At 36.7% G+C, this 17,335-nt stretch carries 19 protein-coding genes and 1 tRNA gene; 16 read left to right on the forward strand and 4 right to left on the reverse strand.

Annotated elements, in window-relative coordinates; all coding sequences use genetic code 11:
• Position 1: 1 nt before the first annotated feature.
• Positions 2–223 carry a PspC domain-containing protein gene (locus tag HQN83_RS19215; protein WP_173092413.1) on the forward strand — a complete coding sequence of 74 codons (222 nt, stop codon included), beginning with the start codon at positions 2–4 and terminating at the stop codon, positions 221–223.
• 7 nt (positions 224–230) lie between these two features.
• On the opposite strand, the gene HQN83_RS19220 is transcribed toward HQN83_RS19215, so the two are convergent.
• The gene (locus tag HQN83_RS19220) at positions 231–881 is read right to left on the reverse strand and encodes an ankyrin repeat domain-containing protein (RefSeq protein WP_173092415.1); all 651 of its coding nucleotides are present in this window, start codon (positions 879–881) and stop codon (positions 231–233) included.
• A 359-nt stretch (positions 882–1,240) separates the two neighbouring features.
• On the opposite strand from HQN83_RS19220, the gene HQN83_RS19225 reads away from it, so the two are divergent.
• From HQN83_RS19225 to HQN83_RS19250, 6 genes are all read left to right on the forward strand, one after another.
• Complete coding sequence (locus HQN83_RS19225) at positions 1,241–3,814, forward strand: FtsK/SpoIIIE family DNA translocase (RefSeq protein ID WP_173092417.1); 2,574 nt, start codon at positions 1,241–1,243, stop codon at positions 3,812–3,814.
• Between the two features lie 9 nt (positions 3,815–3,823).
• Positions 3,824–4,474 carry a LolA family protein gene (locus HQN83_RS19230; RefSeq protein WP_246254548.1) on the forward strand — a complete coding sequence of 217 codons (651 nt, stop codon included), beginning with the start codon at positions 3,824–3,826 and terminating at the stop codon, positions 4,472–4,474.
• A gap of 54 nt (positions 4,475–4,528) precedes the next feature.
• On the forward strand, positions 4,529–5,293 hold the full coding sequence (locus tag HQN83_RS19235; protein WP_173092419.1) for an MBL fold metallo-hydrolase: 765 nt from the start codon (positions 4,529–4,531) through the stop codon (positions 5,291–5,293).
• A gap of 21 nt (positions 5,294–5,314) precedes the next feature.
• Positions 5,315–5,398, forward strand: a tRNA-Leu gene (locus tag HQN83_RS19240).
• A gap of 140 nt (positions 5,399–5,538) precedes the next feature.
• Complete coding sequence (locus HQN83_RS19245; protein WP_173092421.1) at positions 5,539–5,703, forward strand: hypothetical protein; 165 nt, start codon at positions 5,539–5,541, stop codon at positions 5,701–5,703.
• A 3-nt stretch (positions 5,704–5,706) separates the two neighbouring features.
• Positions 5,707–6,186, forward strand: coding sequence for a hypothetical protein (locus tag HQN83_RS19250; protein WP_172660563.1), 480 nt, complete (start codon positions 5,707–5,709; stop codon positions 6,184–6,186).
• A 181-nt stretch (positions 6,187–6,367) separates the two neighbouring features.
• Here the strand turns inward: HQN83_RS19250 and HQN83_RS19255 are convergent, their stop codons facing one another.
• Entirely contained in the window at positions 6,368–7,183 is an 816-nt protein-coding gene (locus HQN83_RS19255) for a helix-turn-helix domain-containing protein (protein WP_173092423.1), read from the reverse strand.
• A gap of 112 nt (positions 7,184–7,295) precedes the next feature.
• Between HQN83_RS19255 and HQN83_RS19260 the strand changes: the two genes are divergently transcribed.
• The 5 genes from HQN83_RS19260 (at position 7,296) to HQN83_RS19280 (ending at position 11,350) form a co-directional block, all read left to right on the forward strand.
• Positions 7,296–7,862, forward strand: a complete 567-nt coding sequence (locus HQN83_RS19260; RefSeq protein WP_173092425.1) for a DapH/DapD/GlmU-related protein — start codon at positions 7,296–7,298, stop codon at positions 7,860–7,862.
• A gap of 15 nt (positions 7,863–7,877) precedes the next feature.
• Entirely contained in the window at positions 7,878–9,059 is a 1,182-nt protein-coding gene (locus HQN83_RS19265) for an NAD(P)-dependent alcohol dehydrogenase (protein ID WP_173092427.1), read from the forward strand.
• A gap of 17 nt (positions 9,060–9,076) precedes the next feature.
• On the forward strand, positions 9,077–9,580 hold the full coding sequence (locus HQN83_RS19270; protein ID WP_173092429.1) for a cyclophilin-like fold protein: 504 nt from the start codon (positions 9,077–9,079) through the stop codon (positions 9,578–9,580).
• 197 nt (positions 9,581–9,777) lie between these two features.
• Complete coding sequence (locus tag HQN83_RS19275) at positions 9,778–11,001, forward strand: alpha/beta hydrolase-fold protein (protein WP_173092431.1); 1,224 nt, start codon at positions 9,778–9,780, stop codon at positions 10,999–11,001.
• 142 nt (positions 11,002–11,143) lie between these two features.
• A complete protein-coding gene (locus tag HQN83_RS19280) occupies positions 11,144–11,350 on the forward strand; it encodes a hypothetical protein (protein WP_173092433.1) in 207 nt (68 codons plus the stop codon).
• A gap of 33 nt (positions 11,351–11,383) precedes the next feature.
• Here the strand turns inward: HQN83_RS19280 and HQN83_RS19285 are convergent, their stop codons facing one another.
• Both HQN83_RS19285 and HQN83_RS19290 read right to left on the reverse strand, forming a co-directional pair.
• The gene (locus tag HQN83_RS19285; protein ID WP_173092435.1) at positions 11,384–12,136 is read right to left on the reverse strand and encodes a hypothetical protein; all 753 of its coding nucleotides are present in this window, start codon (positions 12,134–12,136) and stop codon (positions 11,384–11,386) included.
• 39 nt (positions 12,137–12,175) lie between these two features.
• Positions 12,176–12,709 (reverse strand): hypothetical protein, encoded by a 534-nt coding sequence (locus HQN83_RS19290; RefSeq protein WP_173092437.1) that lies wholly within the window; start codon positions 12,707–12,709, stop codon positions 12,176–12,178.
• 230 nt (positions 12,710–12,939) lie between these two features.
• Between HQN83_RS19290 and HQN83_RS19295 the strand changes: the two genes are divergently transcribed.
• From HQN83_RS19295 to HQN83_RS19310, 4 genes are read left to right on the forward strand one after another with little or no spacing between them, the layout of a single operon-like run.
• Positions 12,940–13,422 (forward strand): hypothetical protein, encoded by a 483-nt coding sequence (locus HQN83_RS19295; protein ID WP_173092439.1) that lies wholly within the window; start codon positions 12,940–12,942, stop codon positions 13,420–13,422.
• A 2-nt stretch (positions 13,423–13,424) separates the two neighbouring features.
• Positions 13,425–14,603, forward strand: a complete 1,179-nt coding sequence (locus HQN83_RS19300; RefSeq protein WP_173092441.1) for a tetratricopeptide repeat protein — start codon at positions 13,425–13,427, stop codon at positions 14,601–14,603.
• 4 nt (positions 14,604–14,607) lie between these two features.
• Positions 14,608–15,504 carry an MORN repeat-containing protein gene (locus HQN83_RS19305; RefSeq protein WP_173092443.1) on the forward strand — a complete coding sequence of 299 codons (897 nt, stop codon included), beginning with the start codon at positions 14,608–14,610 and terminating at the stop codon, positions 15,502–15,504.
• 48 nt (positions 15,505–15,552) lie between these two features.
• On the forward strand, positions 15,553–17,286 hold the full coding sequence (locus HQN83_RS19310; protein WP_173092445.1) for a tetratricopeptide repeat-containing sensor histidine kinase: 1,734 nt from the start codon (positions 15,553–15,555) through the stop codon (positions 17,284–17,286).
• The last annotated feature ends 49 nt before the right edge of the window (positions 17,287–17,335 follow it).

The following is a 17,335-nucleotide window of genomic DNA, read 5'->3' on the forward strand; positions in this document are numbered from 1 at the left end:
GATGTTCCAACGCATTGTTACATTTTTTGAAAAGCAGAGTTTTGGGGTTTGTACCTATCTCGCCGAGCGTTTAAATATGTCGATTAGTAAAATCAGGCTGTTTTTTATTTATTCTTCTTTTTTAGCCGTAGGTTTTCCTATTGTGTTCTATATTCTTGCTGCGCTTGTTCTTGATGTAAGACATTACATTAAGAAAATACGTTTGCGCGTTTGGGATGTATAGACTGATTTTAAACTCTAAGAATTTCTGCTATTTCTGCAAAACCCTTTTCTTCGGCCAGATCAGCAGGGAGTTTTCCGCCTTCCATTCGGATATCTACTTCAGCATTATGCTCAAGTAATAGAATAATCATTTCAATATCGCCTTGTTGTGCTGCAGCGTGTAAAGGTGTAAAACCTGCCTGTTGTTTTACATTTATTATTGCACCGGCATCGATTAATATCTTTGTAATGTTATAGCTTTTAATAGCGACGGCAGAATGTATTGGATATACATTAAAGCCATTGTTGGCCGGGGTATTTACATCAGCACCGTTTCTTATCAGTAGTTTGCAGATTTCTTCGTTTCCAAAATAGGTAGCTAAACCCAGTGGAGTAAAGCCATCAATTGAATATAAGTTTACTAATTCCGGATTTTGGGCAATCAATTTGGCAGTAAGTTCGTACTTCCCTAATGCGCATGACTCAAATATGGTGATGTTGGAAACAAAGCTTGCAATTAGTAATGCTATTCCCGGTTTTCTGTAGTAGCACGCCAATAATACGGGAGATATTCCATGACTTGTTTTTTGATTGGCAAGTTGAGGCTGTCTTGTTAAAAGATCTGAAATCTCCTGTTTCCTATCGGTTTCTATTAAATTTTCAAGATGAGCAATGTCCATTGTTAAATTTAAATTAAAAATGCTTAATTAAATCAACAAACTTAGGGAAAAATGTTTTATCAAAAAAAGAATCCCGCCTAGTGGAATACTAAGCGGGATTACCCTAAAACAAAACTATATTTAAAAAATCAAAACTTAAACGCTTTGTACATATGACTTTAATTGTGTGGAAAGGTTTAAAATATTAACAGGATTTATTTTGAAAATGTTGATTTTGTTTAAAAGTTTTTGAAAAAATAGCCGTTTATAGCTTGAATAAAGTTGTTGAATTAAACGTTGTTTAGCGGTATTTGTAATATCTTAGCATAGATGGCAATAATATTATTTAAGTTTGTTGATTATTAATATTCGTAACAAAAATGTCGGTAAGGGGAAACCAATTTAAATCCAATTCTTTTAAAAATGATCAAGCTGATAAGCAAGGCTCCAGATCGCAAGACCCAAAGAAATTCAGGGAGAGATCAGATTTATTTCCCCGCCTGGATTTTCAGAATGGGAGAGCGATTAAGATCATAGGCTTGTTTTTTGTCATTCTTTCACTTTACTTTCTTATTGCTTTTACTTCCTATTTATTTACCTGGCAAGAAGATTACAGTTATGTAATAGATGCAAATGGTGGATGGAGCAATTTGTTTAAAACTTATGAAGAACTGCAGCAGGTAAATATTCCTCCGGTAGTACAAAACTGGCTCGGAAAAATAGGTGCATTATTATCTCATCAATTCATTTATGAATGGTTTGGTGTAGCTTCTTTTCTTTTCATTTTTGTATTCTTTGTTATTGGTTACCGACTGTTATTTAAGGTGAAAATATTTGCACTCGAAAAAACGCTTGGTTATAGCCTTTTCTTTTTGCTGTTTACTTCTTTAACCCTTGGGTTTTGTCATTCTTTCTTTTCAAATGCCCCTCATTTTTTAGAAGGTGAATTTGGTTATTGGACAAATAAATTACTAGCTGCGCAAATTGGGGCAGCAGGCGTAGGTGGGTTGATTGCTTTTTTAGGATTAACCATTTTAATTATTGCTTATAACATAGATTTTAAATTACCGGAACGTAAACGTGATCAGACGATTGTACCTGAAACACCAGATAATATTGAGCTGGAGAATGAAGTTGCCTCTGAACCTGTTGAGTTTACATTGAATGATAAACTTGGTAATCAGCGTAAAAGAGAGCAAAATATAGTAGTTACTCCATCAAGGTTCGAAGAGAAGGTTGTTGAAGAAGAGAAAGCCCCAGCATTTACTCAGGCTGTAAATGTGATGCATACTCCAGCTGCACATACTCCGATTATACTTTCGCCAACAATTGACGAAAGGCCTAAATCACCTATTCTAGAAGTTCCGGTTAAGGCTGAACCTGAATTGACGATTGAAAAAACAGACGAGGATAAGAAATCTGAAGAACTTGTAGAGCAATTTGGTACTTATGATCCTACGCTGGATCTTGCCAGTTATAAATACCCTCATTTGGATTTGTTGGAGAATTATGGCTCTAACAAAATATCTGTTAACGCGGATGAGCTGGAGGCCAATAAGAATAAAATTGTTGAAACCTTAAATCATTACAATATAGAGATTGATAAGATTAAGGCTACAATTGGGCCAACGGTTACGCTTTATGAAATTATCCCGGCGCCTGGCGTTCGTATTTCGAAGATCAAGAACCTGGAAGATGATATTGCGTTAAGCTTAGCCGCTTTAGGTATTCGTATTATCGCCCCAATGCCTGGTAAAGGTACTATTGGTATTGAGGTGCCTAATTTGCATCCTGAAATGGTTTCGATGAGAAGTATCCTGGCAACAGAGAAATTCCAGCAAACTACAATGGATTTGCCTATTGCACTTGGTAAAACCATCTCTAATGAGGTTTATATTGCCGACCTTTCAAAAATGCCTCACTTACTTGTTGCAGGAGCTACTGGTCAGGGTAAATCGGTAGGTATTAATGCTATTTTAGTATCGTTGCTTTACAAAAAGCACCCTTCGCAACTTAAGTTTGTGTTGGTCGATCCTAAAAAGGTGGAGTTAACCTTGTTTAATAAAATTGAACGTCACTTTTTGGCAAAACTACCAGGTGAGGCTGATGCAATCATAACTGATACCAAAAAGGTAATTAATACTTTAAATTCACTTTGTATAGAAATGGATCAGCGTTATGATCTATTAAAAGATGCACAGGTAAGGAATTTGAAAGAATACAATGAGAAGTTCATTAAACGGAAATTAAATCCGAATAATTCACATAGATTTTTGCCTTATATAGTGCTTATAGTGGATGAGTTTGCAGATTTGATGATGACTGCGGGTAAGGAAGTGGAGACGCCTATCGCCCGATTGGCACAACTGGCGCGTGCAGTAGGTATTCACCTTGTGTTGGCAACTCAGCGTCCTTCGGTAAATATTATTACGGGTACTATTAAAGCTAACTTCCCTGCACGTTTGGCATTTAGGGTATTGTCTAAAATAGATTCAAGAACTATTTTGGATAGTGGTGGTGCCGACCAGTTAATTGGTAGAGGGGATATGCTCTTATCTACAGGAAATGACTTGATCAGGTTGCAGTGTGCGTTTGTTGATACACCTGAGGTTGATAGAATCTCTGAGTTTATTGGTGTTCAACGTGGTTATCCTGAAGCTTATCAGCTACCAGAATATATTGATGAGGCTGCGGAATCGGCTAAATTGGAGTTTGATCCGAATGACAGGGATTCTATGTTTGAGGAAGCAGCAAGATTAATTGTTATGCATCAACAGGGATCTACATCTTTAATACAAAGAAAATTGAAGCTTGGTTATAACAGGGCAGGCCGTATTATAGATCAATTGGAGGCTGCCGGGGTTGTTGGTCCGTTTGAAGGAAGCAAGGCACGGGAGGTTTTAATACCCGACGATTATGCTTTGGAACAGTTCTTGAATGAGCTAGGTAAATAATTAAAGAACATGATGAAAAAGATAACGTTGTTGATGTTTGTGTTGGGATTAACCTTTTCCACCTATGCTCAAACTGATGCAAAAGCAAAAGCCATATTAGCAGAAGTAAGTAAGAAGTACCGCTCGTACGATGTTGTTAAAGCTGATTTTACTTTTACTTTAGATAATCAACAGGCAAAAATTAAAGAAACACAACAAGGTACTTTGTTTGCAAAAGCAAGCGCTAATAAGTATAAGGTTGTTATGACGGATCAGGACTTAATTAGCGATGGTAAAAGCCAATGGACTTATTTAAAAGATGACAAAGAGGTGCAGCTTACCAGTGTTGATAATAGCGATGATGTATTAAATCCTGCAAGGATTTTTACAGTATATGAAAAAGGTTACAAGTATCTGTATACCGGTGATAGTAAGGTTGGTGGTAAGGTTTATCACATGATTGATTTGTCGCCAATAGATACCAAGAAGTCCTTTTTTAAGATTCGTTTGAGCATTGATAAAGCAGCTAAGCAAATTGCTAATGTGTTGATATTTGATAAGAATGGCAACAAATATGCTTATTCCATAAAGAGTTTTGTACCTAATGTAAAGGTTCCCGAATCTACTTTTGCTTTTGATGCTATGAAGTATCCCGGGGTAGAAGTAGTTGATTTGAGATAAGCTTTTTTTAACAATTTTTTCTAAGTTTGGCGGTATGACAGTAATTCCTCTATTTTGAAGATCACGATTTTAGGAACAGGTACTTCGCAGGGTATTCCTGTAATCGCATGCAATTGTATTGTTTGTCGCTCTACCGATTATAAAGATAAGCGTTTAAGGGTATCTGTATTGATTGAGACAGGCGATAAAACTATTGTTATTGACAGTGGACCGGACTTCAGATACCAAATGCTTAGGGCAAATGTTAAGGATCTGGATGCGATTTTGTTTACTCATGAGCACAAAGATCATGTTGCCGGTCTAGATGACATCAGACCGTTTAATTACCTCCTTAAGAAGGATATTGAGATTTACGCAACAGAACGGGTTCAGCATGCTTTAAAAAGAGAGTTTTCTTACATTTTTGCTGAGGCACATTACCCGGGTTTACCGCAAATTGATTTAAATACAATTAGCGATGAGCCGTTTTCTGTAGGTGAGACTGTAATAGTCCCTCTGGACATAATGCATTATAAACTTCCAATTTTAGGCTTCAGAATAAATGATTTCGTTTATATAACTGATGCAAAAACCGTTTCTGAAGAGACTATAGCTAAAATTAAAGGTGCTAAAATATTGATAGTAAATTCGTTGCAAAAGGAGCAGCACATTTCTCATTTTACATTAGATGAAGCTATTGAATTTGCTCAGAAGATAGGAGCAGAACAAACTTATTTAACACATATAAGCCATAATATGGGCCTTCATGAGGTTGTTGAAAAAGAATTGCCTGATAATATCAAATTAGCTTATGATGGCTTGACTTTATATTGCGAATAAATATATATTTGCAGCCAAGATACCCAGGTGGCGAAATTGGTAGACGCGCCAGCTTGAGGGGCTGGTGCTGGCAACGGCGTGGCAGTTCGAATCTGCTCCTGGGTACATATTTTTAATACTGTGTTAGTATGGTGTTAAAATTTCTTCTGAGAATTATTAAAGGGGGCTGCAGATTATGTCTGCAGCCCCCTTGTTAATGACAAGCATTTTATGTAAATTTGATACAGTTGTAAGGTCAATATTTCATGGACAAAAGGAAACAAGCATTTGATCAGGCCGAATTGGAACTTTTAAAAGAAGGTCTAAAAAGAAGCTATAAAGAACGTTTTGAAATGGCTACGCGTTTGTATAAAATACAACAGACCATGAGTAAGGCCTCTATATCACATAAACCATTTATCAGTAAGTAATTTGTGGACATCTTTGATGAAGAGATACTAAATTTTTGGAGAGCACTTCAAGAGTATAATGTGCAATATATTATGGTCGGTGGTTACGCCACCAATTTACACGGCTACCAACGTTTTACAGGTGACTTAGATATTTGGTTAAAAGACACCTTAGAAAATAGAAAGCAGTTGAGAAAAGCATTTGTAAAATGTGATATGGGAGATTATCCACTAATCGAAACTATGCAATTTATACTTGGCTGGACCGATTTTCACCTTAACAATGGTCTCCGTTTGGATATACTCATTGAAATGAAGGGGCTTGAGGGATATACCTTTGACGAATGTTTGGAAATGGCCTCTATTGCGGATATTGACAACGTAAATGTTCCTTTTTTGCATATTAATCAACTAATTGAGAATAAGAAGATTGTTAATCGCCCAAAAGATCAGATTGACGTAGCAGCACTTGAACAAATACGAAAGTTGCGAGATGATTTTTAGTTCGATATAATCCGTTTTTGATTTTAAAAATCGGTCGGGAAATCATAAATATTGGTACTTTTTTTCATGTCCTTTTTGAAAATCTTCGTTAACGATATACTTTGGAGTACAGTTCTAAGTATTCCTGCTGAAGGCTTTTATGATTACGGGGGACTAGCAGATTAAGTTAGAACAAATTTTATCAAATTCGCTCCCGATACTCCTTCGGAGTAACGCCTAAAAGTTTTTTTACATAGCGGGTAAAGAATGAACGGCTCGAAAAATCCATTTCATCGGCTATTTCGGAGATATTAAGGTTCTTATTTTGCAACAGTATAATGATCCGCTCTTTTGCGTTACGCTGTATCCATTCAGATGCGGTTATTCCGGTATTGACCTTGCAGATGTAATTAAGATATTTGGGTGTAATATTCAGCTTATCACTGTAAAATCGTACTTCCCGCAGTGTCATGCAATGTTCCTGTACCAATTGTATAAACTGTTCGTATAAGGTTCCGCTTTGCAAGCTTCGTTTTTTTCTGTCGAGCTCGTCTTCAAAAATGTGCCACATTTCCAAAAGAAAAAGTTGCATTTGGAGTTTAAGTGCTTCCTCATAAAACCGATGGTTTGTTTCCTGTGACATATCGTACAGCAACTTAAAATTTTTCAGGATTTTCTCTTTGTCTTTTTTATCCGGATGCAAAATCGGATATTCTTTGGAATGTATAATGCTGTCGATACTCGCCGTGGCACTCGGCAAACTTGCGGTAAGTAAATCGCTGTCGACAAACAAAATTGTGGCATTAAAATTTTTTGAAAAAGACAAGTCTGAAACATTAATACCCGCCAACCAAAAGATAAACTCGCCTTTTTTACTTTGATATTGCTGGCCATTAAAGACAAATTTCACACTCCCACTTTGACAATAGATATGTGTATGAAACCGGATATTAAAATCTTCTGGAAATTGACTTGCCGATACCGCTTTGCAGAGCATAATTTTTTGATTTTCTGCCATATTAAGTAAAAATAGAACAATTAATTAATAATAGGTAATATTTGATATTACTTGCGAAATAAATGTAACAAAACACCTTTTAAATGGTTTTACCTTTGTTCCTATAAAAAATATGGGGATGAACACAGAAGATATTTTCGAGAGGTTACGCAATGGTGAAATCATTTCACCAAAGGATCCGGATGCTTATCAAATGATGGAAGCGTCTTTTGCGACAAAAGGGCTTTTGGTCCAAATGAATGTTGCAACTGAACCGGAAGAGATTAGAGGCTTTTTAAGCCAAATTATAGGTTCAGAAATTGACGGAACTGTTAACGTATTTACGCCTTTGTACATCAATTATGGAAAGCATACGAAAATTGGTAAAAATGTATTCATCAATTTCGATTGTGTGTTTTTGGATTTGGGTGGAATTACCATTGAGGACTATGTGTTTATTGCTCCGAAAGTAAGTTTATTATCGGAAGGACATCCAACCTCAAGGGAAGACCGACATTCGTTAATTCCTAAAGCTATCCACATCAAAAAAAATGCCTGGATTGGTGCAGGAGCAACCATACTTCCAGGGGTAACCATAGGAGAAAATGCTGTGATTGCAGCTGGAGCAGTTGTCTCAAAGAACGTCGCTCCAAATACAGTTGTCGGAGGGGTTCCGGCAAAATTCATTAAAAACATTTAAAAATGGAAAATCAATATGGAGCATAACAATCATTCATCAAGAAGAAAGTTTATTCAGCAATCGGCAGTAGTGGGTGCAGGCTTAGTACTTGGTAACCCATTGCAGGTTCTTTCGCAAGTAAATAAACAAAAAATTATGGCTAGCAATATCAAATCAAAAGGCTTTGCAGGAAAAGACGAGCATGGCAAACTAACTTCTTGGACCTTTGAGCGCAGACCAGTAGGCGACAGCGATATTTTAATTGAAATCAAATATTCAGGAATCTGCCACTCTGATATCCATACTATCAAGGGTCACTGGGGAAAGCAGGTATACCCACAGGTTCCTGGCCACGAAATAGCGGGCATCGTTACCGCAGTAGGTAAAAACGTTACCAAGTTCAAAGTTGGCGAGAAGGCAGGTGTAGGTTGCATGGTCAACAGCTGCATGCAGTGCAAAAGCTGCAAGAACGGAGAAGAACATCACTGCGAAACGACAGGAATGGTAGGTACTTATGGTACTCCCGAAAAATCATCACCAACTGGTATAACACAAGGGGGTTATGCCAATAATATCGTGGTTACCGAACATTTCGCTATTAAAATCCCGACTAATATTGACCTTCAATATGCAGCGCCTTTGCTCTGTGCAGGTATTACCACCTATTCACCAATGATGCAATATAAGATGAAAAAAGGCGATAAGGTAGGTGTAGTTGGAATCGGTGGGCTTGGACACATGGCGATCAAAATAGCTGTTTCCAAAGGTGCCGAAGTCTACGCATTTACTACGTCTGCATCAAAAACCGATGATATAAAATCATTTGGCGCGAAAGAAGCGATCGTTGTGAATTCGGGGGAAGACTTAAAACCTTGGAGGGGCAAGCTGGACTACATGATCTCCACGGTCCCATATGCCTATGAAATGTCTCCATACATAGATTGTGTAAAGCCGTATGGCTATTTTACGCAGGTTGGACAACCTATCAATGGGGCGCTCCCGATCAACAACTTCAACATGATCTTCAATCGCGTAAATTTTAATGGTTCTCTGATTGGTGGTATCCCAGAAACACAGGAGGTGATGGACTACTGCGCAGAAAATAAGATCTATCCGCAAGTGCAGCTCATCAAAGCAGATGAGATAAATGATGCCTGGGACAAGATTGTGGACAAACGGGCGAGATACAGATACGTAATCGATGCATCGACATTCTAGAATTTAAAGCCAATTATATGAAATATCTATTAGCAACTGTTATGATGTTCGTTTCCTTATCTTTAAGTATTTCAAGCTGTGGTAAGGATAATGATCCGGGAATAACATCTGATAATGCGAAGAATAACAATGAAAACACTAATGATCCAGCGGGAAGTAAAATGAAGATTACAATAGGCACTGCTGTGTTTACAGGTACGCTAAGCAACAATGCGACGGGAAGTGCCTTTAAAGCAAGATTACCGCTTACCCTAAATTTGACCGAGCTGAACAGCAATGAAAAGTATTTCGATTTTAAGACCGCATTGCCGTCTAATGCAGCCAACCCCGGAACAATCCAAACGGGAGATCTCTTGCTGTACGGCTCCAATACGTTAGTGCTTTTCTATAAAACATTTTCAACGTCATATCGTTATACGAGTATCGCACGGATCGATAATCCTTCCGGTCTTGCCGCTGCGCTGGGAAACGAAAACGTAACGGTGAAGTTTGAACTTATCGAAACAATCAGGAGTAATTAACAAAATCATAAGCTTATTGTTGTTTTTACTGATGTAATTATGTTTCAATGGAAATTCATTATCTTAGGTTTACTGAAGTAACAACTATGCTCAATATCAAATTATCTGATTTATCTGAATCGAAGATTTCATAAAATAAGCGGTCTTAATATTTAGGAGTTGTGCGATATTTAATAACAGTAAATCATCCTTCGACAATGAAAAAAATAATTCTTTCAGTTCTTACAACATTTTTTTCATTGTGTGCCTTGGCTCAAAAGGACAATAAAGTGACTATCGGCACAATTGATAGTATCCAATCGAAAATTCTGAATGAGCAAAGAAAAATCTGGATTTATGTGCCAAGTAGCTGGAACGCTGATTCTAAACAGCGATATCCTGTATTATATTTATTGGATGGTGATGCCCATTTTTATTCAGTAGTAGGTATGATTCAGCAACTCAGCCAGGTAAATGGCAATACTATTTGCCCCGAAATGATTGTAGTTGGCATTCCAAACACCGACAGAACAAGAGACCTAACTCCAACACATGTTGATGCAGACCCGCCTTTTATCGACAGTGCATTTTCAAAAACATCAGGGGGTGGCGAACGCTTTGTTTCATTTATTGAAAAGGAATTGATGCCGCGTATTGATTCGTTATACCCAACGCAACCCTACAAAATATTAACCGGACATTCACTTGGAGGCTTAACAGTAATGAACGTCGCAATAAACCATACAAAATTGTTCAACTCTTACATTTGCATAGACCCAAGCATGTGGTGGGATAAAATGAATTTTTTAAATACAACTAAGAAATATCTGAAAGAAAAGAATTTTTCAGGTACTACTTTGTATTTAGGAATTGCAAATACTATGGATGAGCGCATGGATATAACTAAAGTTCGGAGTGACACATCTAGTGGTACCAGGCATATCCGTTCAATTCTTGATTTGGATAAATATATTAAAACGCAAAAGCAAAACGGGTTAAGGTATGAAAGTAAATATTATAGTAATGATGACCACGGATCTGTACCCTTAATCACAGAATATGATGCTTTACGCTTCATTTTTAACAAGTATCGTTTTAAGTTTTCCTTTAAAGATTTGACAGATCCTAAGGTAGATATAGTAAATAAATTCGAGAAACATTATCAGGAAGTTTCAAAACTGTTTGGTTATAAGGTTTCCCCACCTGAAAATATGATAAACGGCTTGGGCTATGAACTATTGCAGCAAAAGCAATATGCCAAAGCCGGAAGGTTATTTAAACTAAATGTTGACAATTATCCTGAAAGTGATAATGTCTACGATTCTTATGGCGACTATTTCCTGGCAATTGGCGATAAATCAAAAGCGATTGAATGTTTTAAAAAGTGTTTGTCCATAAAAGAAAATCCAGAGTCTCGGAAAAAATTAAATAAATTATTGTAGTAAAATAACCCTTAAAGCCGCTATTAAATAGTTCGGTGAAATCTGTTTTTGATTTTAAAAATCAGTCTGGAAATTATAAATACAGACACTTTTTTTCATATCCTCTTTGAAAACATTTGTTAATAGTATATTTGCGAGTACCATGAAAAACTTCCCATACGGGAAGTTTTTTTATTTTGAGATAAAGATTATGACTGAAACGGAATATCTGGAGTTTTGTAAAAATCAAATTACAGGTCCATTAAAAGAAGAAGATATTATCACCATGTTAACCGCATGGGGTGCCATTAATTATTCACTTGGCTATAAAAATGCTTTAGTTGATAATGACATTGAAGTTAAAGAGTAAATCACATACAGCTTATACCTAATATCAGGATTTTCAATTCAGGCTATTCGTAGACACGGAATAATCTTTACCTGGCTGGCCTTTCAGTATAACCATATCAGCGGTGCCAAGGTATTTTAGCTCGGTTTGAATTTGCCAGGCATTGTTACTGATGATCTTTAAAGCAGCCTGTTTCACCTCATCGAAAGTATTTTTAGCTAAATCGGCATCCACTTTTGAAATTACATTGAACCGTTTGCTTCCCGATTTACATTGTGACTGAAATAAGTAGGTTTGTCTACCATTGGCAATTGGTGTAGCTACTGTGCCATTTTCTTTCGTTGAGGTATAAGGAACCCTAGCTGTTAAACTTTCATCATTTAATTTAGTAAACATATAACTGTCTTTAGGGTAAGCTTTGATGTGATAAAAATTGCCTTCACCTAAAGGTTTGGCGTAATCTGTTATCTTACTATTGCTTAAAGCTACGTAACCTTGATCAGCGAGATCAGCTTTGAATTTTGCTTTTTCATCTTTGCTTATTGCTGTGTAGCTGATGATGTTCACCTTTTCATCGGTTAAAAAGAAACTGATTTTAAAATTATCATTGTTATAGAATAAATTCCCATCAGAGTCGCTCTTAAATTGCAGCTTAGCAAAGGCTATTTTAATGTCAGCTGCGGGTGTGCCTATTAATTGCTGCAGTCCACCTAGTCCATTGGCTTCCTGTACAGGTAAATTTTGTGCTTTGATGGTAAAAGCTACCATTAGTAAGAGCACAAGCAGGTGTAGTTTTGGTGTTTTCATGTCTAAGTATTGTTTAATTATTGATGCTGTATAAATAGATTACTGAATTTTTCCGGAGAAAGCACCCTGCTCAACAAATGATTCTTTACCTGTGTTATTATAAGCGATCGCATAAAATGTACCTTCAATGGTATTACCATCCAGTTTGGTAATGTTAATCTCTCCGCCTCCTTTTCCTGTAGCAGAGAAGCGTTCGGTAGAGTAATTAAGGCTCATGTCGCCTGGTTTTGTATAATCTTTGCTTAATACAATTCCACCAGTACCACCATTATAAGTTAAAGTAATTGTACCTGTAGCTGTGATTTTTTGCAACAATACAATGCTGATAGATTCATTGCTGCCATCTTTAATCGCCGATAGGGTAAAAGTAGTTAACCCATTAACTGTTATTTGTGTAATACCCACTTTGGTAGATGAAAATTTACCTAAGCTGGCAGTTCCATCGAAACCGTAATTGCCCGCTGTGAGCGTTGCATTGCCTGAGGTAGTTTCAGGTTGGTCGCTTTTGTTCTTTTTACAAGCTGTTATTATCAGCATTGCCAACACAAGTTGGCTAAAAAGTATTTTTTTCATGTTTTATAATTTAAGAGATATTAGGATAGAATAGTTTTTATGGCAATTGTGCTTGATCAAAATTCTGCCAAAATTTAGAACCCTACAATAAGGATTGGTGCTAATAATGATGGGTATAAATACCTATTGTGGTTAAAATAGGTACTTATACCTATGAGATTTAGGATTACACCCTATTGAAGCCAGATTGATTTCAATGTACCTTCGATAAACAATTAACTCATACTAAAATGAAAGTACTTATTGCAACATTATTTTGTGCTTTATCAATACAAGCTTTTGCACAAAAACCAGATTATGTTGGTGTCTACAAAGACATTATGGCCAGCGGTGCCGAGAATTTCAAAGGATTTGTTGGAGAAAAATTCTTGGAAAATGATAAGGGTATCTATTATAAAGCATCAATAAATCAGGTTGATGCAGACACAGTGTATTTTGCAAATTTGAAGCTTGTTGGTGAATTAGGGTATTATGCTGTTTATCACAATTATAACCTTAAACAAATTGAGGTACAAAAACAGATGAATGAATTTATGAACGACTATAACTATCAAGGATTGGCAAAGGTTTCACTTTTACCCCAGGGAAAGGTTGATTATATGTTAATGACTAATATAAAGAATGGTAAATGGATGGCCGCGTTGGTAAGTGATCATGATAAGAATGAGCTACAAGTCTGGGTTTTTGCTGGATGGTATGAAGATAAAAAATAAGTATGAAAACGATATTTTTAAACCTATTTCTTAATTTTGCTGCAGTTGCTTTGTTCGCTCAATCTGTAGAAGAACAACAGGCCTTTAAACTTTTCGAAAGTGGTAAAAAGGCCGAAGCTGTAGCGGCGTTCGAAAAAATAATTACTGGTAATCCAAACAACCTCGATGCAATTAAAGCCCTTGGTTTTATTTATTTGGAATTGGGTAAAAATCAGGAAGCTTATCAAGTATCTTCAAAAGGTTTGTCGCTCAATAAAAACGACGATAACCTGAGCATCAACAAAGCCAGAGCAGCGGTGAAAATTGGTAAGGCCGATGAGGCAATTATGCTTATGGATGCCTGCATTGCCAGAGATGCCAATTTTTTTATGCCTTATGTTGTTAAAGGGAATGCCTTGGATGCACAGGATAAAATTCAACAGGCCATTGGTATGTATAGCAAAGCTATTCAACTCAATCCTAATTTCCCCAATGTCTATTTAGACCGTGGAAATGATTTTGTGGCTATTAGTCGTTATACTCAAGGTATTGCTGATTATGACAAGGTTATTTCTTTAGCTCCTGAAAGCAATGAAGCCTTCAATATGCGGGGTGTGGCGAATTATCGTTTAGAAAAGTATGATGAGGCTCTTACGGATTATACAAAAGCGATAGCACTAGGTAATTTTTATGCAATTATTAATAGAGGAGTTGTTTACAAGGAGCAAGGGAAGAATGATTTGGCCAAGTCTGACTTTAATAAAGCCATTGGTTTGCAACCTAATAATGCAGGTGATGCATATTTTAATCTTGCAGATGTATTGCTTCATGAACAAAACTATGATGGGGCCTTATTGAATATTGAAAAAGCTGTAGCAGTAAGGCCAAACAGTGCACTCTATCAATCTCTGTATGCAAGCACTTTGCTCAGCCTGAAAAGAGATAACGATGGACTGGCTGCTGCCGAAAAGGTTTTGGCTTTGGATGCTAAAAGTAGAGACGGCTTTATATATAAAGCAACTGCTTTAAGTAACCTGAAGCGTATTGATGAAGCCATAAAAACCATCACACAGGGGATAAGTGTATATCCAGACTTCTATTTGATGTACAAGTTGAGAAGTTTTATTTATAAGCAGAATGGTAAAGCTGATTTAGCAGAAATGGATGAAGCCAAAGCGAAGCAGTTGGGTATAAAAGATTAATGAAATGAATACCATAAAATATATACTGCTTTTCTTTATAGTGATGACATCAAAAGCCTATTCGCAATGTAAAAGCGGGGATTGCAAGAACGGAACAGGTACTTATGATTTTGGGTGGTGCATTTATACCGGCCAGTTTAAAAATGAAAAGCCGGATGGTAATGGCCTGATGAAATATGATGATTACACTTTTGAGGGGAGCTTTAAAGATGGCTTAGAGGATGGGAAAGGTACTATCACTTATAAAAATGGTAAAAAGGAAAACGTGTTCTATAACAAAGGCACAAAAATAAAAGCAGATGAAAAAGTTGCTGCTTCAGATTGGAAAGAGTTAGAAGGCCAAAGTGATGATTGTATAAAAGGAAATTGTATTACAGGTTTCGGAACGGTGTTGTTCGCTAGTGGCAATAAATATGTGGGCAACTTTGTTAACCGAAAAAAACATGGAAACGGTGTGTTTTATTTCACTAATGGAGACAAATTTGAAGGTGTTTTTAAGAATGATTTAAAAGACAACGGAACTTATACATTTAATAATGGCTATACCTACACTGGTGAATTTTTAAATGATGATTTTTATAATGGAATGTTCAAAGCCCCATCTGGTAATAGTGTTGCTATGAATAATGGAAAAGTTGTTACTCCGCTAGCTACAATTACCTCTGATGAGAAGGGTACAGGCTGTCAAAACAAAGTTTCTTGTCCACGTTGTCATGGAAAGGCCATAGAATCCAAACCTATTGAACAAAAACTGTCCTGGTCTACAAAAGATACCTATTCTGTTGATAGGTATGGTAATAAAACAACCAATTATGTTGGTCAATCCGGCGGTGGCACATACCAAATTCCCAATTATGTGGCTTGTTCTCGGTGTGGGGGTAAAGGTTTCATCTGTAAATAAAATTAGCTATCTTGTAAAGATATATTTGCTACTTTATAAATACGCTTGATGAAGTATTTGACTTGCCTGCTCTATTTTTTATTGCTCTCTGGCCAGGCTGATGCCCAAAGACAAAATGCTGCTACTAAATTGCAAGTAGCAATTGATTCAATGAATAAGGGCAATACGGATACTGCAGAAGTATTGTTTAATCAGGTTATTGTAGAGGCTAGTAAAAGTAATAATTTTGATTTGATCGCCCGGGCTAAAATGAATGTTGGCCGGATTTACGCAGATAAGGGAAGAAATGTTATTGCGCTGGGGCTATATCAAGAAGCGCTTACGCAAGCAGAAAGTGTTCAGAATCGAAAATTACAAGCTGCTATCCTCAAACACATTGGTGCTTTATACATCAGTTGGAAAAAATTCAATGAAGCATTAACCTATTATAACAAAGCAGAACAGTTAGCTGTGGCTGTTGGTGATGAGGAATTAATCGCCGATTGCCAGAATAACAAGGGTACGGTATATGAACAGCAAAAGAAGTTTGACGAGGCAATAAAGGTCTACAAAAATGCGCTGGATATTTACACCAGAAAAAATATTACAGCAAAAATTTCTATGGCCTTGAGCAACGTAGCCATTGTTTATAAATTTCAGAAAAACTATCAGGAATCGCTTAAGTACAATTTTAAAGCCATTTCATTGTCCGAAAAAACAGGGGATGAGTGGATGATGGCAGCGACCTATAACAATATAGGAAACCTCTACGGCGAGATCGGAGATTATAAGAATGCCATTCTATATTGTGAGCGAGCACTTTCCATTGCAAAAAAAATAGACGCATTAGAGATAGTGGAATCTATATACGACAGTATGGCTGAGGCAGCTGCCAAAGCAGGGGATTACAAAAATGCCTATGCTTATAGAAAGCAGTTTTCAGCAGCGATGGATCAATTCATTAACATCGAAAATGCCAAACAACTGTCTGAATTGAATGTCAAATATGAGACAGAAAAAAAGCATAAAATCATTCAGCAGCAGCAATTTGAAATCACTAAAAGAAATTACTGGCTGTTGGTTGCTACCCTGATATTTATACTGGTTTTACTTGCCCTTTATTTTAGTTATCGGGTTTATAGACATAAACAGGAGCAGAAGTTGCAGCAAGAAGTATTCAGACAAAAGGAGGTTTCGGCTAAGGCTTTGTTTGAAGGAGAGCAGAATGAACGAATCCGTATTGCCCGGGATTTGCACGATGGGCTGGGCCAAATGCTTTCTTTGGTTAAGATGAATTTGTCTTCTGTAGAAAAGCCAGTTCCGTCTTTAGAGCAATCAATGAAACTGGTTGATCAAACCATTGATGAACTGCGGAGAATTTCACATAATTTAATACCGGAAGCACTTAATTTTGGGATATTCCAAGCGTTGGAAGACCTTGCTGAAAAGATCAATGCATCTGGCAGTACCCATATGGAAATAGACATTGAACAGGGCTTAATTGAGCGGAAGTTTGAAATGTTAAAAGAGTTGTCCATTTACAGGGTGGTACAGGAAATTGTAAACAATATGATCAAACATGCCAGAGCCAGCCAGATTCATTTGACCATTGGTACTAATGATATCGGGATTGTATTGCGGATAAGTGACAATGGATGTGGACTGGACGAAGATGCAATTGGGCGTTCAAAAGGTATTGGCTGGAATAATATCCATACCAGAGTACACCTTTTAGATGGAAAAATCAAAATACATTCAGAAAAATTATCGGGTACGCAAATAGAAATATTTTTACCACTCTAGCTATTCCTGCCCTTTTCAATAGGGATAATCTGAAAATACAATCAATTCA

Origin of the sequence: Pedobacter foliorum, assembly GCF_013266735.1 — a bacterium.
Classification (GTDB): Bacteria; Bacteroidota; Bacteroidia; order Sphingobacteriales; family Sphingobacteriaceae; genus Pedobacter; species Pedobacter foliorum.